The following is a 26,812-nucleotide window of genomic DNA, read 5'->3' as shown; positions in this document are numbered from 1 at the left end:
TATTTAATTTATTTCAATATGCAATGTCACCGAAATCTTCTTCACTAATATCAAAGAACTCTTCAACGACTGCCATAGTCTTAATTAATTTTCCCGTCTTATATTTTTCTTTAAGTAAACCTTCAATTTGATTAAAAATCATGTTTCTTTGAACGAGAGATAATGAATTTTTCATTATCACATTTAAATAGAGATCACCAACTGAATTTTCGGCCACGAATATGTCACCTATCTTGTCGAAAGCATTCCAAAAAGATTGGGTAATTGTCCATACTTCTACATTGTTATTTACAACTGAAATATTCATAAATACATCTGGAAAAAGGAAGTGTGTATCTTCTATATTCGCTAATATTCCTCCCTCTTTATTTTGATTCGGTAAACTTATGTCTCTTCTATCCCGTTCATCTTGAAAGGCAAGTTGTACACCCAAAACGGTTGTATAAAATGCATAGTTCAATAAAGTAGGAAGAATATTTTCATATTCTATTACTAGTTTTGCAGTTAATTTTCTATGTGGTTCTGTAATTAATGTATCCTCTACATTTTCACCTAAGACCTGACGGAGCATATCAAAAGTTTGTTGTTTAAGGTTGGCATTACTTTGTTCAAATATTTCATCATCTTTAAATATCTCTTCTAGATTGTTTAATATTTCCATCCCAATAAAATATCCATTAAATAAAAGAGATTTTGATACTTTAAATAGATGATTCTCATATTCCTTAATTTTCTCTGCGTCCATAAATTGTTCAAGGTGTATACGCACATATTGGTTCAAAAGAAAAAAATCTTTGTTAAACTCTCCATTTGTTTGATAGTGTAACATCAACATTTCCTCTGTTTTTTGCTGAATTTCTTCTAAAGTTTTCATTTTTCTTTTCCTCCTTGGGATTCTTCATAAAAAGGATCTGATGGCTCATCAGTAATATATTTCCAAGCACCATCTTCTTTATAAATAGAAGTAATAAAATAATTAATTCCTTCTGTACTTAATACTTTGCGATAAAAGTACCCCTGTCTTTTAAATCTATCTAAGTTTACTACTGTAATATCATAAGACTCCCCTTTGACATTAGCTTGTAAATAGGAATCTTGTATTGATTTGAAAATATTTATGGCATCGTGTTTTTGTGGTAATTCTTCAACGGTCTGAATACTACCATAGTCTAAAATAAATTTGTAGAAGTCCTCAGGAGAAATTTGCAGAGATTGGAATTTGTATAAGATATCGGCTGCATACCTTGCAAACTCCTCTGGATCTTCATAAGAAGATTTTACTTCCACTTCTTTCTTATCTAGTATTTTGACAGATTCACCGTCCAATTCAGCAACAACCTCATCTAAAGGCCGTACCTGATCCTTATAGAATGATTCTAAGTCCTGGGATTTACTATCAGTTTCAGTTTCTTCATGTGTATCCTTTGTTTCATTTATTTTTTTCGCTTCCTTAACAAATGGATCATTACTACAACCTGAGAGTATGATAAAACCTGAGATCAAAAGTGAAGAGTAAAATGGTTTAAATCTCATAAAAAACTCCCTTCCTTTATTTCTTTTTTCTCTTGTTCTGTAAGAAAATCAACAAGTTCCGCTGTATGAATAGTCGAAGAATTTCTAAAAACATTCATAAAGAACTGTTTAACATTAAAAATTCTAATTCGATCCCCATGGAAAGAAACTGGGACATTGATGTTTTTATTTATACATAAGCACAAAGTTTTAAGATGATCCTTGTGAATGCTGGAGTGTATGCTAATATAATCCTGTTTTCGTTCCCCAAACAAAATAGCAGCAATTATGATAGCTTCCTTATCAATTAATGATGGATCAACACGATAACTAAATATCTTATGGTCTTTAATGTACCAATTGCTTAGGAAGAATCCTAAAGCATTACTATGAATAGTGAATTCTCCTTTTTTGAATTGCACTGACACGCTATTTTCTAATTTGTATTCTGCTAATAAGTTAGATAAATAAAGAATTTTTTTCTTATTAAATGGAACTTTAAGTTTTCGCGAACTTGATTGTATTTCTTTTTCTCCTTCACTTAAGAGGGACGCAGTAATAACTTTGTTAATAAAGCTGTTTTCCCTTTCCATTAATCAACTTCTCTCCCTAAAAAAAGAACCCAGAATAAACAGCTCTATTATAGAACTGTTTATTCTGGGTTCTTCCCATTGAATGATTTATTTAAATGTATTATAGCCTATAAAGTTATTATATTTCAACCTATTAATAATATTAGATTCTAATTAAGTTTTAGATGCTTTTCATACTCTTCGTTAACTTACTTAAATAGATAGAAACAGTTTGTTCTTCTATACCCATAATCAAAGCTATACGTTGGACTGCGAGTTTTTTATTAATATATAAATAGTAGCACAGAGCTTTTCTAATAGTTGTTAACTGCAGGTCTTGATTAATATCATAATCCTTTTGTATATTTTTTAAGTGATAGTGTATTCCCATAAAAGTAATAGGTATTATTCTATTATTTACTGAATCCGTATAAGTGAATAGATACTCTGACTCGTTTAGTAAATTATTATAATAAAACTCAAGAAAAATACTTGCATCAATGTTATCCAATGTAATGACTCTATTGGAAAGATTAATCTTAATTCTATCATCGATTATAGAAACATCATCCTTTTTAAACTTAAATTCGGAGGCTTTTAATCCTTCCATAGCAAGTATAAACAATGCTTTTCGCTTTGCTGTATAATTGGTATTTGCTATTACAAGTTCCTTTACCTTAAGTAAATCTTCATAAAACAAACTAATATCCAGGTGTTTTTGTACCTTTAGTCTTTTTATTTTTGCTGCTGGATCAATAGGTACTTTGTTTCTTTCCCATAAATAATCAAAATAGGATTTTAAAATGGCCAACTCTTTATTAATTGTGGAGATTGCCTTCTGATTATCTCCCTGAGTTGAAAGATAGTCTCTTATATCTTTAGATTTGATTTCATATAATTCTATTTTCTTTTTATAGAGTTGTCTTAGGAATGAGAAGAATTGATTTAAAACAAGTTCATAACTCGCTATAGTAGTTTCACTATAATTCTTTTCTTCTAAAAACGAAATAAAACCATCATACTTCATCTTCTATCCCCCTTTTAAAAACTATATAGTAATTTCAACTTATAATCTCTACTTCGAGAATTTTATTTACTTAGTCCTTAGTATATTTTAGTATAAATTATGGATAGTAATATGTCATTTTAATCTAACGTTTTTAAAAGGGAAATACCCATTAATGATGTGTATTGGTTATTTATTTTAAAAAGCTTAGAGTATATATGTACTCTAACGTAATTGTTAAAAGATAATATGTCATTAAGGGGTATCCGACAAAGTAAAAATGGACCACCTATAGTAAGTCAGTCCATACGGCATCGACTTTTTAATTTGACTTGAAAAAAACCAAGAAACCGTCTTTTGCTTTTAGCAAGACGACTTCTTGGTTTTTGATACAAAATAAGGGAAATTGGTATGAAATTGATTCAATTGAGTGTATTTTTATAGTGAATTTCTTATAGTTCCAGTTGTTTTTGACGCAGTACCTGAGATTATTTCGATCCTATACTCCTTACCTTTTTCCATCCAATAATCTTGCGTAGCTTCGCCACCCTCTTCGAACAATTGTAAACCAGCAGATCCACCCATAGTTACCCAATTATTTCCGATCTTTTCTTGCACCCATAAACCTGCAACCCCAGTAGAATAAAGCTTTATTTTACCATACTGACCTTTACCAACCACAGATCCTGACACCGCTTTCCATTCAGGCGGACTTATAGTAACACTTGATGAATCTGCAGCATATGCAGTTAAATTCACATATGGAGTAGATAGTTCGTTACTTGCTGAAGTTAGTTGGCTTTCAGTATTTCCTGATGCCGCAAAAGTTGGAATAGCAGAACCACCTACAATAGCTATTGCTACAGTAGCACTCAGAACTAGTTTCTTAATTTTCATTTTTGGGAACACTCCTTTTTAATATTTTTATAACTGTTAGTTACAATGTACTTATTCTATTTTTGGTATTAAATACCTTTTGAAAAATGTTAATTATTTGGAAAAAATGTAAAATGAGTAGATATTACTATGATTTTATGAAAATTAAAAAAGAAGGTTATCGGTTCTCGCGCCAAAATTTAGAAAGGCTAAGTCCTATCAGAAGATAATCCATACAGCCAATTCTTAATTACTATTACATAACGATTAACAAAGAAATTATTATAAACAAATCAATAAAAAAAGACTAAGTACAATTAACTTAGCCTTTTTTATTTAAAAGTACCCTTTATATGCTTACTAGTATTGATCCAACTAGAGTAAAAATAGATACTATTACAATTGTATTTAAAATAATGTTTTCAGATTTTTTTGTTTTAAGTAAAAACATTAAAACCACCTCAGTTCATTTATATACCATTATTATAAAACAATATGACAGAATATTCAATCTATTATATTGTTCTCTAAAGGATTATTTAGAAAGTTTTGAACCGAGTATTTCCCCTCTTCAAGAATTCTTTCCTGTTCCCTTAGAGCTAGTTCATATTTTTGCTCCATTTCAGCTATTTCTTCTTGTATACTATTCAATTCTTTATAATAGCCATCAATCTTTTCTTTTAATAACTCAGTCTTACTTTGAACAGCAGCTTCTTGCTTTTCTTTAAGTTGTTTATCTACTTCTATATTAATAAGTTCTTCTTTAGAATCATTTTTAAATCTACTAAAAAAACCTTTTGGTTTTTTCTTTAATGAGGCAACTAAAATTTGGTCTTGCCTTTCCAAGAGATAATTGCTCATAGAATCATTTTTAAGTTCAGTAACCTCGGATTTAGCATCAGCAATTTTTCTATCAATGTTTACTGACTCAATTCTTAAATTACTCAACTTTTTTTCATAAGATAATAACAAAACCGTTTGCTGCTGCATTTTTACTAACAACTGATTATTAAACTTATAAGAAGCTTCAACAAATTGAGATAACTTTTTAAGATCGTCATATAAAGGTGTATTTTTACTAGAAGGAACAGTTGTAGTTTTATGACCTAACTCAGTTAGTATTTCAGTTGTAGACAACCCCCCTATATCTATTAATATAGAGACTAAATGAATTTTAAAGATAGTATAATAACTTAATTTATAATATCTCCCTTGTTTTTCCGGCTTTATATAAATATCACTTAGCTCATGTCTTAAGTAATATCTTATAGTTGCATCAGCACGTCCAATAAATTTACTTGCTTCTACAGTATCGTAAGTTCGCTCATTACTCATACTTAAAATTTTTTCAGTCCAAATGTAATCTTCTAATTCACGAATAATAGCAACATTATAAAGAGGATCAAGTTTAAATTCATCTTCTAATAATTCTCTCATAGAAATTTCACTCATTCACCGCACCTCCTACCACTTTTATTGTCAAAAATGACACTTTACAATTGATTTTACACGGAAAGAACCAAAAAATCAAAGGAAGTAAAGGACATTTTTACATACCATCAATGCAAATTATCCTTACATTAATCATCACCTTACAACAACTCTACATAAACTTTATAAAAAACTTTTGTAAGCATTACGTAAAATAAATATTATGTTACATAAATTTTATATCATAAATACGTAAGACTTACATAAGTACATAAGATTAATATATAAATTACATCATTATTACGTAGTATTTTCATTGGTAAATCTCATAGAGTTCGTTAATTCCATGTTAATATACACTTTATCTATAAAATTCAACGTAAACATCACATAAAACAACCATTTACATAAACTTTCTCTTATAATGAATGCGCTTTCCGAAAGAATTTAAGCGAATAGGGGAAACAAATAGATTATAATAGCATTATTGACTATAAATTAAGGAAGTAATGAGATGAATAATTATTTAACGAAAGAAGAAATTGATATAAATAAAATCTATGATTATAATTTATATCCTGACAGGATTAGTGGTAGATGCGACAATTGTAATATGGCACATTTTAAAAGTTCTATATCGAAGGGGAAACTACTTAGGGAATGCCGGAATTGTTCCATGAAAAAAAGTATCTAAGTCAAAAAAAGCAAAGAATAGGGCGATTCTTTGCTTTTTTTATCTTATTTTAATTCATTCTCATTTATTTGTTGTAAAATATCATCAATATCTATATCCTCATCATCCTTAGAAGATGCTACTTCTCCAACCGATTCTTCAAAAAGATCTTCCACTCCTAGTTCTGCAGCCAGTTCAGAAAGATCAAAATCATCCTCTTCGTTAGTTTCACTAATTTGCTCAATGCCTTGGGACATATAGGTTATTTGTTTTTGTCTTTCTTTAAATTCGTTATATTCTTCCACTAATCCCTTAGCCAATCGCTTAGGAAATGCCTCCGCTTTAAAAAATGTATAAACAGTTACAGAAAAATCATTTTGTTCTTCAATATACCCAGAAAAAACAGTACCGTTTAGGGGTAATTTATTAATAATTTCATCTCTAGCATCATCAATAAAAGAACTACCAACTTTTAATTTTGAATCAATAATAGCTAAAATCCCTATATGGTGAATTTTGGCCATTTGATTTGTCTCTGGATTAATCAATTCTATAGGATCGTGAAAGCTATTTTTATCGAGAGACTCAGAAAACATTTTATTAATATCATGACCATTTTTTATTTCAGAAGCAGGTTTAGTTACCTTACTTATGAATAAACAACCTTGATGCTCTAAAATTGTTCTTCTAAAATCAGCACTATCAAAAGTAACCGAGGTTCCACCACCAGTAGTAGCAGTATTTAGTTCATGAAACTCTTCAACTAGTTTAATATTTGCATAGTCTCGGTAATTTTCAATTCCTTTTCTCTCATTTTCTAGTAAACTATTGAACTCTTCATACATTAGTTGGTTATCAGGATAGACTACAAATGCTACACCTTTATTAGGGTTTTTGGCAATATCATCAATTTTTTTAGTGAAATTATTTACTTGTCTTAATACATCAGGACCATCCGCTCTAGTAGGGATAGTAGCCACTACACCAATCTTTGTAAATCGCTTACGAGCAATTTTAGTAGCCTCAATTAAGTATTTTTTTGGCTCTTTTTTTATCTCATCTATACCATATTTTTCTTTTAATTTATTAAACTCTTCTTGAATTTTAGGTTTATTGTTATATTCATAAAATTCTTCAATTGCCTTTACGATAGTAGAGGTACCCGTTCCGCCACCTAGACCAGCAAAAAACATTACTAAGTCGTCAGTCGGTCTAACTCTATCTTTTATGAAACTTTTTAGTTGCTCTTTAACTTTTTCATTTGTTTCTAAAATTTGCATTGCCTCTTCAGGATTCTTACCTAAACCACCCAGCTCTAGACTCTCTCTATTATTGGGAGTGATGTGCTTTAATCCCGCTAAATCACCATCATTACTGTTTAATGCTAGACAATTATATACAGAAGTACCATCAGCATTTTTTATAGCTGCAAATTGATCTGCCATTCTTGAACCGGCTTGTCCAAACCCAACCATAGTAATGTTAATAGCAGGTTTATTTTTTGTGAATGTTTTAGCCATTATTTTCATCTCCTTATTTACTAATAATCTTCTTCATCCATAAAGTCTTTGAATTACTTGTTTGCCGCGAATAGTTAAAAACAAATGCTTATATGGTGGAACAGCTTTATAATATATCAACGACATTGCTAACAAACGCTCAACTATTTTTTCCGCTTGTTTTCTATGTATGTAATCATCCTTGCAAACAAATGAATAACGTTTATTTTTTTCAACTCTATGTTTTCGTTCTACCTGTACTTTTTCAGATATTTCTCCAACTGTTACAATACTGTCCTTTTCGTTCTTTGCAATAAAGAGAAATACTTTTTTTAATACTGTGTCATTAGATATTAAATCGGTGAATAAATCTAATGTTTCTGGATCAAATTTTGTATTTTTATATTTTTGATGAAGCTCTAAGTCCAATATTATCCTCCTTTACTAAGATATTCTTATAATTTAAATATATAATAACCAATTAAAGTTACTAATTCAAGTGTCTACACTTTTAATAAATAAAATATCATATGAAATATATCTCACAAACCCAATAATATCAACGATTTACTCATAGTTACTAAAATAAGTTACTTTATGGATCGATTATAAGTTATCTCACTTAATTTTCAGTAATTATTGCTTAGAAAAATAAATTTAATTTATCTAAAAGTCACAAATTAGTATTTTTAGTTATTTCGCTATCATTTGAAGGTATTTTTTTATATTAAATAATTAATATAGTAACTATATTTAGTTACTATATTAAAAACCTTATATACCTTGATATTTTTTATATATTACAGTTCCATAAATAAGTAGCAAATGATATGGTTACCACTATTAGTTACTACTTATTTAATTTGTTTTTTCATAGTGGTTTTACATCTAAATTATATAAGCACTGCAAATAGCATTCATATAAACCAATGTTTTACGTAACTCTTACATCAACTCAATAAACACTTTCCTTACTCTAAACATACTTTTTACATTAATCAAACATAAACGAGAGATTAACATGGCTTCTTCTAAAAAGAAGACTTATAAGTCAGTTTATTCGCAATTAGATTACTAACTCGAATATAGATGACTCCCATTTTCATTGTCCTTCACCTATAAAATTTAGATGAAACAGTTCATATTTTATTCACTTTTTTATACACTCGTGATTTTATAAAAAATGCTGACTTTTTTAATTAATTCCAACTGCTTACGGATATCCTATTACGGATAAGGTTATTTGTCCGTGAGCGGACATCCTTAACAGAGGATGATGTTAACCCTTGATAAACTTATATTTTTTTATGTTTTCAAACCCCAACTTCATATGTTTTTAGAGTTAGAAAACACACATCATTTTATGTTTTTTGTACTCTAATCAAAATTTATTTTTTACAGTAGTTTTCTCGAGTGTTTTTACTAGTGATTAGTATGCCTAATGAATGAATAATACTAATATTTATGCATAAAACTCTAGTTGTTAGGATCATCCCAAAATGATATACTAGTCACAGTTTAATAATACAAAGGGAAAAACCCTCAAAATGATGAAGATTGATTCTTCACTATTTTGGGGGTTTTTCTGATTTAAGGAGGAGGAAATTTGGAATCAGCCAGAGTATGGTATGGATTTGATAATGAACATGAAAAAAGAAAAGGAGCCTGGATAAATTTAACTGATTTGGAGCTATTATCACTTATTTGGACTAACCGTTATTTAACTAATAAGCAATTAACCAAATATGGTAATCAATTATTTGGATATAAAGGGGATTCTATTCAAAAGAAATTAAAGAGGTGGTCAAATTACGCTATTGTAAAAATAGAATATCAGTCCGTTCTAAATAAACCACCTATATCATGTTATTACTTAGGAAAGAATGGTATAAACATTTTAAAACAAGAAGGAATTATTAAGGAAGAAGAAAAAGCTATAAATATCAATAATTACATTAGAAACTCTTCTCATTATTTAGGAATTCAAGATGTGGTTATAGATACTCTCATAGCTTTAAAAACAAATAGGAAAAACATAATTTCAATACATCCCAACAAAGATACCTACAAAAATGAAGTTGGTGAACCATTTATTGTCCCTGATTGGGTATTTAGAAAAGGTAGTCGCACTCTAAATATTGAATATGACACAGGTTTACAGACAATGACAAAAATCAAAGAAAAAATAAGAAATTACATCAAATTAAGTAAACACAAACCTGAGGAAGAACATTATGTATTAATATCAGTTGCAGATAACAGCAATATCTATACAGTAAAGTATTATGATGATAGAAGAACTAGGGTTTTAAATATAAAAGACACCATAATTCATAAAGGCGCTGATAAGATCTCTAACCTTCACTTTTATGTTACTACAGCTAGTCGCTCACCAATTATTGCAAACAATATATTAAAAGGAATTTATCCATTTGATAAATCTACTTTTAAGTCTGAACAAGAACTTTTTGAACTATCAATGGAAATAAGCAATTCTAATTATCAATTGGTGCCTCTTCCAAAAAAGGAAATATTTCATAATGATAGTTATAACATTGGAGAGATAGCACAATATGAATTGATTCATAAAGAAAGAACCAATTCAAAACAAGTTTTAGTTTTGAATATAGTGGAAGAGGCAAGTGTTGCTGCATTAAACAAAATAAATTTTTTAGAAGAAGAGAACAAAAATAATAAATTTAAACAAGAGGTTTCACACCTTCTTATTGTTTATCAGAGTAGATCAGAACTAGAAAATGACATTGTAATGAAAAATTATGAAACACTAAAATTTACAGATACTAAAAATTGGCCATTACTTCTCCAAGGAGAAAAGCAGCTAACATTGGAGAAGAAAAAGGGGGGCAGAGTACTTGAAAGAACTAAAGGTTCATCCTAAGCTCCCTGGGATCACTATTTTAGTTACTGGGTTAGTCTCTGTTTTTTTATCAGTTAGAAGTATTTGTAACTATCTTTTCTTAGTTATTGGGCAGTTTTACAATAGTGTTCCTAGCTTCGTTTTATTTGGTAACAGCTTAAGTCCAGGCTTAATTGGTTTTCTTACATGTACAGTCTTCTTGATTATCTCTTGGTTAGTAAGTACAAAATATGAAAAAACACAAAAAAAGTTGTGGAGAAGCCTATGGTTTTGGAATATGTTCATTGGAATAACAGCCTATTATATGTGGTTAATCACAGCACCTGTTTATAATACGCTCATTCCTTACCTAGGAAATCTTATCAATAGCATACATGTAGATAATATTTGGTTTAATGTAGCTGTTGGGGATATTAACACTTTGTTTTACACCTTAGTTTTTACTCCCTCAATAGTTACAAGTATTATTTTAATTTGGTTGGGTGGACAATATTCCCAATACTCTAAACAAATTAAAGAAGCATTTGAAAAATTTGAATTTAAAAATGTATATTTACAAAAATGGTTTAGAAATAGTAAAGAAGAGGTTTGGCCAGACGTTGTTCTAGGTCCCGATTCTCAAACTAAAGAACTTATTATTCAACCTGGTAAAGATAGATCATTACATAATGGCATATTCGGACCACCAGGAACAGGAAAAACATCAGCATTAATATTACCTATCATTAATCAGGATTTGCACTGGCTAACAAAGTTTATCAATGTATTTCCTAAAGTCTCTAAATTATCCAATTATAAAACGGAGGAAATAAGAGGAACATATTTAAGTAGTATTAGTATAATTGAACCATCTAACGATTTGTGTCAGAAAGCATTTCAATTAGTTAAAGCTCATGATATACCTGAAGAGGCTGTATTCTATATTGACCCTACGAACCCCAATACACCATCTATTAATCCCATGCAAGGACCAGTTGACCAGGTAGCCGAAGCATTTGCAATGGTAATGGATGGAATTCAAGAAGGGGGAACAGGAAACTTTTTCTTTCAACAAAGTCAAAGAAACCACTTAAAAAACTATATTTATCTATTAAAATTACACGACCCGTCTACAGAGGCACAATTTGATACTTTATTAAAAATGTACAATGATCCTCAAATTGTTAGGCATATGCATTTAAAGTTAAAGGAAACTATCCCTAAAGATTATCACCTTATTAAAGATAGGGATGAACGAAACCATTGGGATATCGTAAAACAAATTGATAATTGGTTTAACATGAACCATATTCCTAAAACTAGTCGAAATGGAGCTAATGAACAAGTTAAAGAAGGCGAATACTATGGGGAAACAGCTTATTTTGACGCACAAGGAGAATATGTTCAGGGGCTAAGAAACGTTCTAAATGATATAGGAGCAAATAAACTGATAAGACGCGTACTATTTGATAAATCAGAGTTTTCTTTTGACGAGCACTTAAATAGAGGCGGTATATTATTAGTCAATACGGCAAAAGATGATTTAGGAGGTCTTTCTAACGTTTTAGGGAAGTTTGTTTTGCTAAGCCTACAGAATGCTGTATATAGGAGAACACCTCTAACTAGTACTTTTGCACATATAATCATCGATGAATTTCCAGACTATATTTATTTACCATTTAAAGAATTTATATCGCAAGCTAGAAAATATAAAGCTATTATTACTGTTGCAGCACAAACAGTAGCTCAATTGGCAGACAAATACGGAGAAATGTACATGCATACTTTGTTAACTGGTTTTAGACACAAAATGGTTTATGGAGATATCTCTTATTTTGACGCACAATTATTCTCAAAATTATTAGGAGAAGAGGATAGTTATGAAGAAGGGAAAAACGAACAGACTGTTAGCCCTCTTCAAGAAGAACCTGTTATGCGATCCGGTAGTAGCTATCAACAAAAAACAGATGTCATTCTAACACCAAATAAGTTAATTTTTCAGGAGCCATTCCAAGCTGCTGTGAAAATAGTTGTTAATAATAAACCGATACCTGTAAGGCAGATTGATGCAAACTTTGTTCCAAAGGCTGAATTTAAAGAAGCGAAAGTAAAAGTAATCCAGGAAAGTGCTAGTATTTGGTTGGAGTCAAAATCCTTAAATACGGAATTGTTTCACGAAACAGATAAAGCGCTATCCGAAATAATTGATATACCACTTCAAGAGGAAGAACCATTAATAGGAATTCCTCTTCCAGAAAAAGATGCTGTAGAGGATATAGAATTAGAATTAGTTGAATTTGATAGATACCCCGATAAATATTTATCTAAAAAAGAGATAAAAGAAGAAGCATATAAAACGAAGCCTATATCACAAAAAAGAACTTCTTTAGGCGAAAAAGCAATTAACATAAATGATGAGGTGGTTGACCTTGATGTATCAAGACTATTTTCAAAAAATATACCACCTTCGAATGAATTAGCTAATCAATCAGTATCAGAATTAGATGAAAAAGAAGAATCATTCTATAATGATTTAATAAAAGAAATTGATGATACTACAAAAGAGGGGAAGGTTGAGAAAAAGGAAGAAGGAAAATCTAGTCCTTTTGACTTTATTACTCCATTTTCTGATAAAAGTTAAATATATATCCTAGGTAATTTTCAGTAAGTATTGAAAAAATTAAAAATATAGGTTAAAATTCCAATAAGTTAGTAAACATAAAAAACAAATAATAAAATTAAATATTTAATGGGAACGACCCAAGACGAAGTAGTTTGAATAACTGCTTTTGTTTTGGGTCGTTTTTTATGTTTACAGTAAATTCACTATTAGGAGGGAAAATGATGGCTGAAACACTAAAAACATCATGGGTTAATGACAACCAATTAAATGAACTAGCAAAGATTAAGCGAGATAGAACTATAATTAAAGGAGCTGTAACTGCAGTATCAACAAGGGAAACCAAAGTATTAGAAGATGGAAAATATGTAAAAAAACAGATGGAAGTAGCAACATTTCTCTTAGAAGGTACAAACATTACAGCATATTGCCCAAGCAACGAATTTTCTGATCATGATTTCCGTTCATTAAACGGTTTTACAGGATCAATTCAAGAAGTGATTGTAGACCAAATAGACATTGAAGACAATATTGTATTGGTATCAGTTAGGAAAGCGGATGATATCAGAAAAGCGGAATTCATGAAACAATTAGTAACACTAGAAGCTGAAGATTCCTTAAAGTCAACAATTTTTGACGGTGTAGTAAGAGGTTATAATCCAAACACGAGGAAGGTTTTTGTCCGTATTAATGGTGCAGATTGCTTTATGAACGCTAGACATTGGAGCTGGGAAAATGGAAATATTCAGCATGAAATTAATCGAGGAGAAACAATACAAGTAAAAGTTTTGAGATTTGATAAAGAAAATAATCTTATTCAAGTTAGCAGAAGGGATACTCAAGATGATCCATTTAAAAAATTAATCGAACTTTATAATCAAAACAGTACAGTCGCTGGTAAAGTAACGAATCTAGACCCCATACATGGAATATTTGTTAAATTAGATGCAGGATTAGAAGTTAAAGGGATCCGTCCCCGTCACTTGCCAGAGCCAGTAGTTGGAGATATTGTTTCTTGCACTATCCGCTCCATCGATAAAGATAAAAGACATGCCAAAGTAACTATTACGGGGTATCCAAGGGGTAAAAAGAAAATCAAAGATGTCGCTTCATTCCTCTTTGAATAATGAATATTTCTGAACAAAATAACTTAGTAATGGACGATTTCCCTGTTTTCACCACAAGAAATGGTGAAATCCCTTTCTGGGACCATCCACTACTTAAAAGTAGTTATGTAAAACCTTCGAAATATTACCCATATACAGGGATAGAAGGTGCTATGACACTATTAAACAGAAAAATTATTGATGAAGCGGATTTTACCCTTATTAAAGTTCTAGGTGACGCTGTTTGTGCAAATGAGGACCAAATTAGGAGATATATGTCTTCTCTAATGAGTAGGTCAGAAACCTCTAAGCGTTTAGATCGATTGAGAACCAATGGTGTTGTAGATAGATGGAAAGTTAGAATACGGGGTGATGAAGAAACACGACCTCCCGCTCCCTTTACATTAGGGGTAGCGGGTTATAGGCTACTAAAACATTATTATAGCGATCAGTTCTTTATGGCCCCTGATAGATGGGATAATTATGGTGTAGGTGGATTAAAACGATATGTATCAATGAATGAGCTTCGCTGCCAATTCATAGAAAAGAAAGTTGTTTCTAAATGGAAATGGAATGCTCGTCTAGCAAATAATGCTCGGTATAAGTTCCCAATGAGTGCAGCAGAAGTAAAAACCCCTAATGGGAATATTAACTTTCTTATTGACAGAGCACAAATGAACCAAAACTTTATTGGTTATTTCAGAGATAAGTTTGAGAATTGGAAATATGTCTATAATAAATATGGTAATTTACCAATTTCAGATTTTCCTGAAAATCCGCAAATCGTAATTATATATACATCTACCATATCTATTGCTGAAGCAATTCATAAAGAACTGTTATTAGATACATTACCATTTAATATTCTTTTCTTAGTTGAAGAATTAATAAATGAAAATTTAGAGAGTGCCTATTATCAACCACTGAAACATCAAAAATTACAAAGAATAAATGTTCATTTGCAGGGGAATTATTAATTAAATTTCCCTGTAATTATATATCATTATTAAAATGCTGTAAGTATCATAAAAGAACAAATTACCTTAAAAGAGATGAACTTTTAATTATGTATAGCGGCCCTTATCCAGAACCGCTATTTTTTTATTTTTACTTTCTTAACTGCTGCTGATTTTTTCCCTAGCTCTCCAAACTGTTTTAAAACTTCCTTAGATACAGGACTAATTACAGTGTTTTTTTTTGCCATATAAAAAGCTCCTTTTATATAAAATTATTCGTCTATTTAAAGTTTGTCCAAAATTCTAGTTTCTATACGTTCTAAACCTCTCCTCCTCCTCATACTCTATCAATATAACAATTTGGCATACTGACACTGAGATAAAGTAGGGCAAAACAAAAAAAGAAGAGGGGGAAGAGAGGGCTATGGATGGAAGGAAGCCATTAAATCCTATTTTTAACAACAATCATAAAAAGAAAGAAGATCCATTACTAATAAGGAATGTTCGGAAAATACCAATAACAAAAGATGAGGGACGCAAAACGAGGATAGATAAAAAAAAGGATGTTAAGATTCCTCTTTCAGATGAAGAAAGAAAACTCATTAAAAGATTGGCAAATAGGAGAGGACTACAACCAACACCTTTTTGTTCACTCTTAGTAAAAAAAGCTCTAACAGAATATAAAGATGCCCAAATTTTTGATGACTCCTATGACCCAAAAGGCAAGCCTTATCCTGCTAAATTAGAAGTTTACTATCATGACCTACTCTTTGATAAGACAGTTGAATGGGATTGTAGCCTTAAAGAAGCAGCATACCGCCTATTGAAATTCATGTTAATAAAAGAAAGAGATGGTCATTTATATGGCTAAATCAAATAAACCAATATATCCTGTTTATGAAGAGGAACTTAATGAGTTATCGTATCGACCAGATGGATTTTTTGACAGATTATTAAACTTTTCATTAAATAAATTAACTAACCCAGTTAAACTTCCTTATTCCTTTTTCATCCCTGTTTCTGAATATTTGAGAGGGGAGTTATTTTGTGAAGATGTCGCGGAGGCAATGGGAAATTATGAATTTACCCAACGAGATCTTATAAGTATTTTAGTCGATGACTTTCTATTTCAAGTTAAAGATAGGAACAATCCTTACGACTTATATCATGAATTAAAACAGAGAAATGATTATTTTGTAAAAATATATAGTTATTCGGAAGATAAGCATCAACCTCTTACTTTTGCTAAACCAAATAAAACAACCAAAACAAAACAGATTAAATGTTCACTAAGAAGAAAAGTAGCACTTAGATTGGAGGTAATGCTATCTGATATTACAGATGTTGAACCAGAAAATGAATTTGTAGTAGAGGATATATTAAGATTACTATATCGTGATTTTATACAACAGTATAAGAAAGGTAACTTAGGAAACGTAATACCAGGTATAATTAGAAGATTGAATGCTGATAAATAAAAAGAAAAATCAGAATGGACTAACTACTTTGTTTTGCCTTACACTGATTGCAACAGTAAGGCAAAATAAACTTTCAAGATTGAAATCCTAGTAATACATGTTTATTTATAGAAAAATTATTATAATCGATATTTTGAAGGACCTATAATGAACGTCCTATGCTATTGTGTGTATTAATGACTATTGACTATAATGACGAACAAGTTAGTCTAAGAACTACATTTTATTACCAGTTAAAGACTTAAATAATTTCCCCTCAATTTCTCAAAATTTATCCCCACCTATTATCAATTATCCAACCTAAAATATTGATAATTTTCAAAAAAAATTGAAAAAACAACAAAATTTCTATATAATGGAATAGTTAGCAATAAATTTACAGTATAGAAAGGGGGGGAAATATGTCTATTAGAAAAAGATTATTTCAGTTATTATTAGTAGATTTTGTTTATTTATTGATCTATTTTATTTACATTATAAGTCCAATATATCCTGGATATTATTTATTAGGAATTATAAATATTGTCTGCTTAATAATTGGTCTAGTTTTATTTCTTATGTATTTAAAAAATGCCATAACTATAAAGAAATTTAAAAGTGTAGATATATTTTTGACTATTGGGTACTTAATTTCAATTTTTATTATGTCTTATACTTTTATTGTCTGGTTACTTTTTAGTCCAGATTGGTTCAATGGTTAGTAATCTTAAAAAATAATTTAATAGTGAGGTAATAAAGTTATGAAGAGTAATAGAATTTTTTTAACTAAATTTATAATTGTTATAGCTTGTTTATTTATTCTTACACCTACTAATATTTATGCTGCTGAACCTGACTCTTCAAATGGTGTTTTAAATGAAATTAATAATTCTATAGAAGACATATATAATGATTCAATTGATTTAAATGTTACAGCCGTTTCTTCTGATGAAGATGCTTATACACTACTTCTTAAACATAAAGATCTAGTTTCATTAAATTCCGATAAAACACTCAATGTTAATTATAATAGTTTTGTAGATGCTGAAAAATTATCGGAGAATGATCTTAATACTTTAAAGAATTTTATTGAAAAAATAAATGTACTAATTACTGAAAAAGCAATTACCGTAGACAAAGATCTTTTAATTAACTATGTTACAGATGTACCTAGGGAAATTGTTATAAGACCTATGGCGCAAATTATTAGTATTATGTCTTCAACTAGAAGTCATGCAAAATCACTTAAAAAAGTATATGACAATGCTGTATTTGGAACTAGACATCTAGTTGCTGGTTCATATTTCGCACAAAGAGTTAAACCCGGTGGAGTATGGGATTATAAAGTTCAATTAGGAACAACAACAAAGTATACAGTTTCAGATTTAAATAAATCTTTAATGACAGGTGAAGCAATTGGTAATTTTCATTATGGGTATGTTGGAAGATCTATTTTTAGTGCTACAACTTTAAAGTCTGCAGCTGGGTTAGTACAAATCGGTGTTGGAACTTCTGACATAAAATTTTACAAGAGTTTTTTCGATGATCCAAAAGATCAAGCACAAATTCAAAAAGGGATAGATAAATATAATTCTGAACATTAGAATACACTTGGAACTTTTATAAGATAAAATAATTGATTAAACAGAATAAACAGAGATACCTGTAGTTAGGACATTTTAAAAAGAATGCTAACTACAGGTATTTTTATATACATATCTATTATATTAATTAATCTTATATTTGTAATTTAACAGGTATATTTAGAATATTTCAAAATATATTATGTTAAAACAACTAATAATCTCTTATTTATTGTTAAGGAGCATTTTCTAGCTTTTTCAATATCAACTTCTAATACTTTTTTCTTATTCTTTGTAAGAGACTCCTTAAAAGAAGCTAAATATAACTTTTCATATGTAACAGAAATTGATTTAAGCGATAATTAAATTTTTCAATACTTTTTGTTAATAATTAACTTGAATGTGGAGTAGTAACATGATACTATAATTTTAAAGATTGAATCGTCGTCAATCTTTCTCTTTTAAATGTAAATGTCTTCTAGGATTCTAGAAGACTTTCATACCGAAAATACGCAAATTAATATAATGACTAACGGGAAGCACCCGAATGTAAGACAATTCTTTGTAATTGCCTTGTGTTCGGGTGTTTTTTTGTTTTAAAGGAGTTTTAGTATGACAAAGAAGGTTCTTATAGCGGTAGGTGATAAAACCTATACCAAGATTTTAATTGAGACCTTTTCAAAGTATCCTGAAGATTTCACTTTAAGTAAACAAGAAATTTTACATCGAAAATATCTCTATGAAATTGTTAAAGAAGAAACTCCTTCAATACTAATTGTGCATGATACTTATTTAGAATCCATGCAAGAAAATCAAAAAGATAAAGATATTGAGCTGTTAAGTATTATAAAACAACTCCGACTTGATTTCGACGACGCATTAAGAATTGTTTTCCTATGCGAACGATCAAGCAATGATCCGCTTCTTTCTCGACTAGTTAGTATGGGAGTACTTGATATATTCAATACCCAAAGAATAGATATTGAACAATTTATAAACCAGTTAAAAGGGAAAGTCTCATTCGCAGAAGTAGCACGTTTTATCAATAACTCTCTTAGTATCGATGGTGAAGTGATTCCCTCTCTACTGGAAGAAGATTCGGAAGAGGAATCTGTTAACGAAAATGAGAACGGTAAAACACACAAAGAAAAAAACACTAAAGAAAAAACTATCGTACAAAGAATCGTTCAAAAAAATGTCATAAAAAGGGAATACTCAATTCACGTACATAATGCACCCAGTGAAAAAGTAGTAGGTGTTCCAGTTAGGAAGAAAACTATCCTTGTAGGTAGCTTTTACCAACGCAATGGTACAACATTTATTTCACATATATTAGCTCGTAGCATAGCAAATTACCAAGTTAGCACATTATATGTGGAAGATCCCTTGCTAAATCCCTATACATATGACCGTTTTTATGGCCATGAATTTGCTCCAAATTACGTAAATAAGTGGAGTGCACAACAAGAGAATACTTCAGATATTCAAACAGAGTGGTTTCGTGATGGTGTTGAACTTATATGTCATAATCCCACTTTAAGTGAGGAACCAGTAGGAATTAGCTTTGAGGATTATATAAAGTTACTCTACACTAATTCATCACTTGTAACGATTATTGATGTTGGTAGCAACTTAGACAATGAGGTAGTCACTGATTTATTAGAGATAGCAGATCATCTATTCATTGTTCTTGACTCAGATGTCACCCAACTTCAAGGGCTTGGTGAAAATCCACTATTCTCTAGCCTTATCGAATCTGAGAAAACACATATCATTGGTAATCGTTTCAATGAAAAAATAAAGAAAAATCCCTTAATTCAAGATTTATTTAAAGATAAATTAATCTCTATAATTCCCTCTTTTGAAGATGAAGATGTATATGAAGCACAGTATCAAGGGATATTCCTTAACGACTATAAGGATTATAAAAGCAAAGTAAATGAACTTTTGGTACCTATATTAGAACTTTTACTTCCTAATAAACTCTTGAAAACTAAAGCAAGCGGGATATTAAACAAACTCTTCAATAGAAAAATTAAGATAGAAAAAACGAATCCAGGAGGTAATCAAAACGAATGAATTTCTTTAAAAGACCTTCCATCAAAATAATCAGCGGTCTATTGGTAGGTGTATCAGCTATCGGTTTAACCTTATTCTATGATCAATTTTTACGAGTACGAATTGATTCAACAGAGGTTGTAGTGATTAAGCCCTCTTCTGAAATATTAAAAAATGAACCTATTACAGAAGATAAGATACTGATAGAACGTAGACCTAAACAAACTTTAATGAATGACGTCATCCTACCTGCAGAAGTGGATGAAATTATTGGATTAGATGCTAATCAAATTATCCAAGGGAATTCACTTCTTAGTAAAACAATGATAGATTACGACGAACTTTTACCAAATGAAGAGGAAGGCGAAGCTATTCGCCCTATAACGAAAGAAATGATTTATGCAATGCCTGGTTCTTTAAGAAGAAAAGATACCGTTAATATTTATTTGATTTATAACGATGGAACTACAAATTTAAATAAAAATGGTCCATCTACTACTAGCTCTGAGGATACAAAAGAACAGATCGAAAAAATATCTAATTCAATGGAAAGTGAACCGTTCTTAAAATCAATAAAGGTTGTTTATGTAAAAGATTCGAGTAATAAAGAGGTAATCTCATCATCAGAAAACAACAAAGAGGATAAACGACTTAATGCTACTTCAAGCATAAGTGATTTGGAGATTATTTTAAATGAAGAGGACTTTAAAAAGTTAATGAACGAAGTGCTCGGTAAAGGAGCAAAATTATATATAACTTATCAATAGGGAGAAGGACATGTAATGGAAATATTAATTTTTAGTCAAAACTCTATCTACAAAGAACTAATTGACAAAATGGACAACCTCCATGCTCATATGGGCAATATTGATTATTCAAATAAGGAAAAAATGGATGCTGTTTTATTAGATGGAGATTCATTTGACATCAATAACATAGGAGTAGTTAGAGAGAAATATCCCTCTATTCCCATGTATTTTAAGCCTAGTCAAATCAAGAGCGAACAATTTACTAAGACAATTACAAGACTATGTGCAGCATATAAAGTAACCCTTATTCATGAATATTCTACAGAACTTCAAGTAGTTGAATACTGTATCAATAACCTAACGAATAAAGATGATTATTTATCAAAGAGAATCATTGGCATATTTGGCACACATAATGGTGCTGGTGTTTCCTCTACTACTTTAAATTTAGGAAGAGCATTATCACTCAAAGTAAAAGAAAAGGTTTTAGTTTTGAGTTTAAATAGTTGGGATCCAGCCGATTATTTTTACTTGTATCAGGGTCAATATTTAAATGATTTGAAAGTAGATCTCAATGTCAAAAATTTAACGATAAACAGGTTATCCGAAGCTATTTATTATCATGATTCCTTTTATCATTTGGCCGGCAACCGCGATATTAAAATGCAAAGATTTTATAAACCTTATGAAATTGAACATTTGATTCAAACAGCTCAACAGTTATTTGATGTAATTTTAATCGATTCGGGCACTCACTTTGATTCTGCACTTGCAGCACAAGCTTACTTAAGTAGTAATATGAAATTTCTTGTTACTAATCAAGAAGAGAAAGGCTATAGAGGATATTATCCTTATCTATACCAACAAATAATTGAACCTTCTGGTGGGAAAAATGATGATTTTATGCTTGTTATCAATAAATTCCAACCTGCGAATGCATTAATAAGCGAAAAAAAACTTGAGGAAGAACTAAATATGAATCGAGTTGTCACAATACCAGATATGAAGGAGCTAGGATCCATTGCTACTTTTGAGAAAAAATTACTATACGATTTTTCAGATAGTAGCTATAACAAGCCAATAGATGTTTTAGCCAATGTCATAATTGCTGAAGCTAAATTAACAGAAAAAGAAGATATGAAGACGCACAAAGATAAAAAAGGATTTTTATCTATATTTAACCGGTAAAATGGAGGCGAAAAAATGACTTCAAATGCAGCTAAAAATGATACAGAACAATCATTAGGATTAGAAAGTGAGTTTGAGCCTTCCCAATGGTTATCTAAAACTATTGAGGAAAAAGGGTTAAAAAAAGATTTTGTAACTACCTATGAAAGAAAAAAGACATTTCGTTTAATTTGTAACCAAGTTAAAGAAGAGCTACAAAGTATCATAATAGCTGAATCTGTAGAAAATGATCAATCTTCCTCTTTAATAAACGAAGATTCAAATAGTGATGATGTTTGGTTAAACAGACAGCACCAAGCAGTTATTGGTGACAAACAAGCTATATCTTACTTTATAACAAAAATAAACGAAGTCTTACAAAAAGAGAATATTACGTCCGATGAATATCCCTCTTTTTATGATTCTTTACCAGAAGCTATTTTCCATGAAGTATGGGGCGTAAGTATTCTACATAAATGGGATAAGGAACCTAATAGTGAATCAGCTGTTATCAGAGGGACAGAATTATGGATCGATAAAAATGGTTATTTTCAAAAACAACCAGAAGAATTTGAAAGTACAGCAGTCGTAAATCGTATAAAAAAAGCTTTTCAAATAAGAACAAAAGAAGCACTGATTAATGAGCAGCAACCAGAACTGGAAATAGAACGAGAAGATGGTTCGCGAATCACCATGATGATGAATCCTAGAACTAAACTAGACATTATAGTATTTAGACGATTCGTAATTAAAAATAACAGTTTAGAAGAACAAGCAAGATTAGGAACAATCCCACAAGATGATGTTCCTTTTTATCGAGCCTTATCAAGAAGCATGGCTAACACCATTTTTGCTGGAAGAGTTCGATCTGCAAAAACAACTTTTATGAAGTCTATGATACGCGAAAGACCACCTGAATACACAATTGCAGTATTAGAAAAACATTTTGAATTAAATCTAACCGAGGATTTAAAAGATCGTTTAATTTATGAAGTTCAGGCCACAGAAGGAGACCTACATCATGCCGTACCAAGACTTCTTCGTATGGAACATGACTATATTACTGTTGGGGAAATTCGTTCTCTAGAAACTGAGGGGTACTTACAAGCTTGTGAAAGAGGAGAACGCGGTGCATTTTCTACTTACCATTTAACAGCCGTTAAAAATATCGTTGCTCAGATTACCCGACATTTATTAGATGAATTTCCCAATCGGAAATTTGATAACGAACAAGAGAGGGTAGCGAGAAATATTGACTTGGTCATTTCCCTGAGCGCGGAAAGAGATAGAAGAAAGAAAAGGGTTATCGGTGTAACAGAAATTATATGGGATGAAATCGAAAAAAAACCAAAAGAACAAGATCTCGTTCGCTACCACCCAATAAGCAGACAATACTATTATTCTTCTAACATAAGTAAGGAACTTTTATATCTAATGGCTGAAGAAAGTGTAGAGGATACTAAAATTCTATTAAATCATCTAAAGAAGAAAGAAAAACTTTTTCCAATGAGCGAATACGAGAGACAAAAGGATAATATTCTTAATGATTTATTAGATGGTGCTTTAAATGAATAATTTTCAATGGCTTTGGCAATCTGGTATCAATTACGTTCTCTATTCCATCGTAATCGTTTCTGGGCTTTATATTTCCTATCAGATTATGATGGATTCAGTCAAAATAAAGTATCAAGAAGTTAATTATAAGTATCGAATAAGAAGAATCAAAAGTGGTAATGCTTCACCTGAATCGCATACTTATAAGCACCCTTTTTTTAAACACATAAGCTTATTAATAAGAACTACAAGTAATCATCGTAGTGACAATGATACTGGAGTATTTCTCCTATTCACCGCATTACTTGGTTTGACTAGTTTCGCTTTTATCTATTATTTAATAAAAGATTTTGTTATCGCCCTACTATTCGGGTTACTTCTGATGACCGTACCATATTTAATGTTAAGGATAAAATTAAACAAATTGAGATATGTCATGAGTACAGAATTTCTAAGTATGGTTCAGAAACTAACCCAAGCCTATAGTGTTAATAAATATGATATTTATTACGCTTTAAGTGCCATGCAAAACGAAATACAGAATAAAAGTTTAAGAAAAGTAACAGTTCGCTTAATTACTGATCTTCAGTTATCTCGAAATGAACAAGAATTGAGAGATAGCATTCAAGTTTTCACTTATACAACTGGAACCAATTGGTCAAAAAGATTAGGAAGTATTATTTTAAAAGGCTATAAGTATAAAGAAAACGTATTACATTCCCTCTTAGTTCTAACAAAACAAATAGAGGATACAGAAGAAATGTTAGAAGAAGAACAATCTCTAACTGTTGAATCTATTTATGATGGATTCCTAACGGTTCCATTGTTTATTGGCTCACTATTATTAGGTTATTTTACAAGTGGAGCACAGGATTGGTTTAAGCTTCAATTTGGAGAAAAATGGACATTATTTACCTTTTGCCTTTCCGTAGTAGGGACTGTTTTTTCACTTATAATTTCAATTTATTTAAAACATCCTAAAAACGACCTATAACAAGGAAAGGAGTAAAATTTTTATGGAATCAGAAGTTCTATTATTTAAATACATAGATGTATTTAAATACTTAGTTGTGATTGTTCTGTCTTTTACTTCAGGATATTTAGTGTATTTGGGAATGAACTCAACATCTGAACGAATGCAACACCGTTTACGGTTCAAAAGCAATTTACAAAAAAATAAGAACTCTATTTTAGGACTTGCTAAAAATTCTAAAGCCGAGGAATGGTTTAAACAAGCAAAGTATCCATTAGGACTAAATGGTATTAAATACTATTTAATTCTATATTCAGTAACAGCATTTTTAGTTCTTTATTACATAGTTTTTCCGGTTTTATTAGGGAATATGGATTATCTTGCACCAAAGGCTGCTGTTATATTACTTCTATTTGTTTTCGCTCTTCCTAGTAATCCTATTTCGTTATTTGTTTATATCATGAAAAGAACCATTGACTATCAAACATCGAAATTACATTCAGAGATTTTTATGCTCTATGATTTAATCATTAACGAAATAGAAATGATGACTGTCCATCGTCTTAATACTTATAGTATTTTGCAAAATATAAAGCCATTTTTCTATTTGCTACAAAAACCGTTAACGGAATTACTAAGTTCATGGACTAGTGATGGACCAAGTAAAGCATTAGAACAATTTTCTAAACACTTAGATTCTAAACCCAGCGAGGCGCTAATCGGAGTTTTACAAAATCTAGACAGTATGAAAAGAGAGACCGCACTTGAACAGTTAAATGGAATGCATGGAACATTTGCAAAAAAACAAGTTGAAAATTACAGAAGAAAAAGAAAAATAACAACAGATCTATTAAAAATTCCTATCAAAGCTACACATTTTATTCATATATTAAACTTTGTACTTGTAGTAGTAATGATGGTAATAGCTATATTAGATAAATCACAAATGTAAAGGTGGAATCTATTATTCTTTTAAGGAGGTGACCAACAATAAATACGTCGCTAAGTACTTTCATGAAAGTCGCCATTACAGCCATTGTGATAAGTACATTTATTTTTGTAGCTTTGTATCAGGAATTATCTGGTTTCTCTGATTCTATGGCTCTATATACTGCAAAAAGCGGTGGATAACGAGGGGATATTATTATGAATAAATCACTATTAACATTTATGATGATGGCAGCAATTGTATCCATTATGACTTATTTAATTTTAGGAACCTCATTTAATGCTTATAAAGCAAAAAACAATCAGTATCAAGATATGCTACAAAATGAACATCAAATAAAAATCAAATTGTAAAAGGGGAATTTTAAAAATGAACACAACTTTAGCTCAATTCTTGAAAATCGGACTTACAGTAGTAACAATTAGCGCATTCTTATTCTTCATCGGATACAATCTAGTAGGTTCAAATACTACTACTTATTCCGCAAAAATTAACGGAGCACAAAGCAACCTTCCTACTGGTGCTGGTGTATCTAGTAATAATTAAAAGATCAACATTTACAGTCAAAGGAGTTTACCGCTCCTTTGATTTTTTCAAAGGGGTGTTCTAAATGGCAAGAACGTTAGCCGAATGGATGGTATTGTTTATCACAGTAAACCTTATATTCACACCAATATTAGCATCAATTGATAGTATGCATCGTGAAGCAATTGAAGTTACTTTAACTGAAGGAGCAAAAAAAGCATCTATTGAAGGCAGATTAACACCAGAAATTATTAAGGAAATGAAAAAAACTCTAGTAGAGGGTTATAACTTTGACGAATCTAAAATTATCATCACAGGAACATCTAAATTAACCCCTCGAAACGAATATATAGAAGCTACTATTGAAGTGCCACGAACTTTTATATTTATTCTTAATATATTCAACCAAGGTCCTAGAACTATTTCAAAAAGCACCAAAATCTTAAGCGAATATTAGGAGTATATAATGAGTACAACATTAAGAACTTTATTATTTGCACTACTTTTTGCATTAATTATGCAATTACAGCTTAATTTAGATACAGACAAAACCGCTTCTAGACAATTAAAGAACTCTTTAGAATTAGCAGTTCATGATGCTGGTCTTGCGATTAATCCAGCTGCATTATCTGAAGGAAAGATAATCTTTGATAAAGAAAAATCATTAGAAAATCTTAAAAATAGTTTAA

At 30.4% G+C, this 26,812-nt stretch carries 24 protein-coding genes and 1 pseudogene; 17 read left to right on the top strand and 8 right to left on the bottom strand.

What is annotated here, in order from left to right; all coding sequences use genetic code 11:
- Window positions 1-13: 13 nt before the first annotated feature.
- The 8 genes from NST60_RS24955 to NST60_RS24915 all read right to left on the bottom strand — a co-directional run bounded on the left by NST60_RS24955 (window position 14) and on the right by NST60_RS24915 (window position 7,998).
- Entirely contained in the window at window positions 14-874 is an 861-nt protein-coding gene (locus NST60_RS24955) for a hypothetical protein (RefSeq protein WP_047943201.1), read from the bottom strand.
- Complete coding sequence (locus NST60_RS24950) at window positions 871-1,533, bottom strand: hypothetical protein (protein ID WP_047943200.1); 663 nt, start codon at window positions 1,531-1,533, stop codon at window positions 871-873. The genes NST60_RS24955 and NST60_RS24950 overlap by 4 nt, the downstream gene beginning before the upstream one ends.
- A complete protein-coding gene (locus NST60_RS24945; protein ID WP_047943199.1) occupies window positions 1,530-2,105 on the bottom strand; it encodes a hypothetical protein in 576 nt (191 codons plus the stop codon). Before NST60_RS24945 ends, NST60_RS24950 begins: the two co-directional genes overlap by 4 nt.
- A gap of 160 nt (window positions 2,106-2,265) precedes the next feature.
- Window positions 2,266-3,111, bottom strand: coding sequence for a tyrosine-type recombinase/integrase (locus tag NST60_RS24940; RefSeq protein ID WP_047943198.1), 846 nt, complete (start codon window positions 3,109-3,111; stop codon window positions 2,266-2,268).
- A gap of 417 nt (window positions 3,112-3,528) precedes the next feature.
- On the bottom strand, window positions 3,529-3,987 hold the full coding sequence (locus tag NST60_RS24935) for a hypothetical protein (protein WP_047943197.1): 459 nt from the start codon (window positions 3,985-3,987) through the stop codon (window positions 3,529-3,531).
- A 486-nt stretch (window positions 3,988-4,473) separates the two neighbouring features.
- Window positions 4,474-5,418 (bottom strand): hypothetical protein, encoded by a 945-nt coding sequence (locus tag NST60_RS24930; RefSeq protein WP_047943196.1) that lies wholly within the window; start codon window positions 5,416-5,418, stop codon window positions 4,474-4,476.
- A 717-nt stretch (window positions 5,419-6,135) separates the two neighbouring features.
- On the bottom strand, window positions 6,136-7,590 hold the full coding sequence (locus tag NST60_RS24920) for a cell division protein FtsZ (RefSeq protein ID WP_047943195.1): 1,455 nt from the start codon (window positions 7,588-7,590) through the stop codon (window positions 6,136-6,138).
- A gap of 33 nt (window positions 7,591-7,623) precedes the next feature.
- On the bottom strand, window positions 7,624-7,998 hold the full coding sequence (locus NST60_RS24915; protein ID WP_047943194.1) for a hypothetical protein: 375 nt from the start codon (window positions 7,996-7,998) through the stop codon (window positions 7,624-7,626).
- Between the two features lie 1,177 nt (window positions 7,999-9,175).
- Between NST60_RS24915 and NST60_RS24910 the strand changes: the two genes are divergently transcribed.
- The 17 genes and pseudogenes from NST60_RS24910 to NST60_RS24830 form a co-directional block, all read left to right on the top strand.
- Window positions 9,176-10,468 (top strand): replication-relaxation family protein, encoded by a 1,293-nt coding sequence (locus NST60_RS24910; RefSeq protein WP_047943193.1) that lies wholly within the window; start codon window positions 9,176-9,178, stop codon window positions 10,466-10,468.
- Window positions 10,443-13,067 (top strand): type IV secretory system conjugative DNA transfer family protein, encoded by a 2,625-nt coding sequence (locus NST60_RS24905; protein ID WP_047943192.1) that lies wholly within the window; start codon window positions 10,443-10,445, stop codon window positions 13,065-13,067. Before NST60_RS24910 ends, NST60_RS24905 begins: the two co-directional genes overlap by 26 nt.
- A 200-nt stretch (window positions 13,068-13,267) precedes the next feature.
- On the top strand, window positions 13,268-14,173 hold the full coding sequence (locus NST60_RS24900) for a S1 RNA-binding domain-containing protein (protein WP_226752557.1): 906 nt from the start codon (window positions 13,268-13,270) through the stop codon (window positions 14,171-14,173).
- Between the two features lie 152 nt (window positions 14,174-14,325).
- Complete coding sequence (locus NST60_RS24895; RefSeq protein WP_226752558.1) at window positions 14,326-15,129, top strand: replication-relaxation family protein; 804 nt, start codon at window positions 14,326-14,328, stop codon at window positions 15,127-15,129.
- Window positions 15,130-15,532: 403 nt separating this feature from the next.
- Window positions 15,533-15,979 carry a hypothetical protein gene (locus NST60_RS24890; RefSeq protein ID WP_016205275.1) on the top strand — a complete coding sequence of 149 codons (447 nt, stop codon included), beginning with the start codon at window positions 15,533-15,535 and terminating at the stop codon, window positions 15,977-15,979.
- Window positions 15,972-16,586, top strand: coding sequence for a hypothetical protein (locus NST60_RS24885; protein WP_016205276.1), 615 nt, complete (start codon window positions 15,972-15,974; stop codon window positions 16,584-16,586). The genes NST60_RS24890 and NST60_RS24885 overlap by 8 nt, the downstream gene beginning before the upstream one ends.
- 740 nt (window positions 16,587-17,326) lie before the next feature.
- On the top strand, window positions 17,327-18,169 hold the full coding sequence (locus tag NST60_RS24880) for a polymorphic toxin type 44 domain-containing protein (protein WP_053215730.1): 843 nt from the start codon (window positions 17,327-17,329) through the stop codon (window positions 18,167-18,169).
- A gap of 591 nt (window positions 18,170-18,760) precedes the next feature.
- Complete coding sequence (locus NST60_RS24875) at window positions 18,761-20,227, top strand: hypothetical protein (RefSeq protein WP_016205138.1); 1,467 nt, start codon at window positions 18,761-18,763, stop codon at window positions 20,225-20,227.
- The gene (locus tag NST60_RS24870) at window positions 20,224-20,973 is read left to right on the top strand and encodes a hypothetical protein (protein ID WP_016205137.1); all 750 of its coding nucleotides are present in this window, start codon (window positions 20,224-20,226) and stop codon (window positions 20,971-20,973) included. The genes NST60_RS24875 and NST60_RS24870 overlap by 4 nt, the downstream gene beginning before the upstream one ends.
- 15 nt (window positions 20,974-20,988) lie before the next feature.
- Window positions 20,989-22,143 carry a ParA family protein gene (locus NST60_RS24865; RefSeq protein WP_016205136.1) on the top strand — a complete coding sequence of 385 codons (1,155 nt, stop codon included), beginning with the start codon at window positions 20,989-20,991 and terminating at the stop codon, window positions 22,141-22,143.
- Between the two features lie 15 nt (window positions 22,144-22,158).
- Window positions 22,159-23,697 (top strand): ATPase, T2SS/T4P/T4SS family, encoded by a 1,539-nt coding sequence (locus tag NST60_RS24860; protein ID WP_016205135.1) that lies wholly within the window; start codon window positions 22,159-22,161, stop codon window positions 23,695-23,697.
- Window positions 23,690-24,670: a hypothetical protein gene (locus NST60_RS24855; protein WP_016205134.1), complete on the top strand. Its 981-nt coding sequence runs from the start codon at window positions 23,690-23,692 to the stop codon at window positions 24,668-24,670. The genes NST60_RS24860 and NST60_RS24855 overlap by 8 nt, the downstream gene beginning before the upstream one ends.
- Before the next feature lie 22 nt (window positions 24,671-24,692).
- A complete protein-coding gene (locus tag NST60_RS24850; RefSeq protein ID WP_016205133.1) occupies window positions 24,693-25,601 on the top strand; it encodes a hypothetical protein in 909 nt (302 codons plus the stop codon).
- Window positions 25,602-25,795: 194 nt separating this feature from the next.
- A complete protein-coding gene (locus tag NST60_RS24845; RefSeq protein WP_193224519.1) occupies window positions 25,796-25,951 on the top strand; it encodes a hypothetical protein in 156 nt (51 codons plus the stop codon).
- 16 nt (window positions 25,952-25,967) lie between these two features.
- A complete protein-coding gene (locus NST60_RS24840; protein ID WP_162837589.1) occupies window positions 25,968-26,144 on the top strand; it encodes a hypothetical protein in 177 nt (58 codons plus the stop codon).
- Between the two features lie 64 nt (window positions 26,145-26,208).
- Complete coding sequence (locus NST60_RS24835; RefSeq protein ID WP_016205132.1) at window positions 26,209-26,580, top strand: hypothetical protein; 372 nt, start codon at window positions 26,209-26,211, stop codon at window positions 26,578-26,580.
- Between the two features lie 9 nt (window positions 26,581-26,589).
- A pseudogene (locus tag NST60_RS24830) lies at window positions 26,590-26,812 on the top strand (peptidase M23); the annotation flags it as partial.

Origin of the sequence: Niallia sp. FSL W8-1348 (assembly GCF_038006745.1) — a bacterium.
Classification (GTDB): domain Bacteria; phylum Bacillota; class Bacilli; order Bacillales; family Cytobacillaceae; genus Niallia; species Niallia alba.
Note: the sequence above shows the minus strand (reverse complement) of the source record. Positions and strands in the feature narration are given on the sequence as shown.

Bases quoted from the DNA above. Each gene is read 5' to 3' on its own strand.
- NST60_RS24935 (WP_047943197.1), bottom strand. From the start codon at position 3,987: ATGAAAATTAAGAAACTAGTTCTGAGTGCTACTGTAGCAATAGCTATT.
- NST60_RS24840 (WP_162837589.1), top strand. From the start codon at position 25,968: ATGAACACAACTTTAGCTCAATTCTTGAAAATCGGACTTACAGTAGTA.
- NST60_RS24875 (WP_016205138.1), top strand. From the start codon at position 18,761: ATGACAAAGAAGGTTCTTATAGCGGTAGGTGATAAAACCTATACCAAG.
- NST60_RS24865 (WP_016205136.1), top strand. From the start codon at position 20,989: ATGGAAATATTAATTTTTAGTCAAAACTCTATCTACAAAGAACTAATT.
- NST60_RS24845 (WP_193224519.1), top strand. From the start codon at position 25,796: ATGAATAAATCACTATTAACATTTATGATGATGGCAGCAATTGTATCC.
- NST60_RS24920 (WP_047943195.1), bottom strand. From the start codon at position 7,590: ATGGCTAAAACATTCACAAAAAATAAACCTGCTATTAACATTACTATG.
- NST60_RS24930 (WP_047943196.1), bottom strand. From the start codon at position 5,418: ATGAGTGAAATTTCTATGAGAGAATTATTAGAAGATGAATTTAAACTT.
- NST60_RS24950 (WP_047943200.1), bottom strand. From the start codon at position 1,533: ATGAGATTTAAACCATTTTACTCTTCACTTTTGATCTCAGGTTTTATC.
- NST60_RS24855 (WP_016205134.1), top strand. From the start codon at position 23,690: ATGAATAATTTTCAATGGCTTTGGCAATCTGGTATCAATTACGTTCTC.
- NST60_RS24945 (WP_047943199.1), bottom strand. From the start codon at position 2,105: ATGGAAAGGGAAAACAGCTTTATTAACAAAGTTATTACTGCGTCCCTC.
- NST60_RS24885 (WP_016205276.1), top strand. From the start codon at position 15,972: ATGGCTAAATCAAATAAACCAATATATCCTGTTTATGAAGAGGAACTT.
- NST60_RS24835 (WP_016205132.1), top strand. From the start codon at position 26,209: ATGGCAAGAACGTTAGCCGAATGGATGGTATTGTTTATCACAGTAAAC.
- NST60_RS24895 (WP_226752558.1), top strand. From the start codon at position 14,326: ATGACACTATTAAACAGAAAAATTATTGATGAAGCGGATTTTACCCTT.
- NST60_RS24880 (WP_053215730.1), top strand. From the start codon at position 17,327: ATGAAGAGTAATAGAATTTTTTTAACTAAATTTATAATTGTTATAGCT.
- NST60_RS24870 (WP_016205137.1), top strand. From the start codon at position 20,224: ATGAATTTCTTTAAAAGACCTTCCATCAAAATAATCAGCGGTCTATTG.
- NST60_RS24850 (WP_016205133.1), top strand. From the start codon at position 24,693: ATGGAATCAGAAGTTCTATTATTTAAATACATAGATGTATTTAAATAC.
- NST60_RS24860 (WP_016205135.1), top strand. From the start codon at position 22,159: ATGACTTCAAATGCAGCTAAAAATGATACAGAACAATCATTAGGATTA.
- NST60_RS24900 (WP_226752557.1), top strand. From the start codon at position 13,268: ATGATGGCTGAAACACTAAAAACATCATGGGTTAATGACAACCAATTA.
- NST60_RS24890 (WP_016205275.1), top strand. From the start codon at position 15,533: ATGGATGGAAGGAAGCCATTAAATCCTATTTTTAACAACAATCATAAA.
- NST60_RS24955 (WP_047943201.1), bottom strand. From the start codon at position 874: ATGAAAACTTTAGAAGAAATTCAGCAAAAAACAGAGGAAATGTTGATG.
- NST60_RS24940 (WP_047943198.1), bottom strand. From the start codon at position 3,111: ATGAAGTATGATGGTTTTATTTCGTTTTTAGAAGAAAAGAATTATAGT.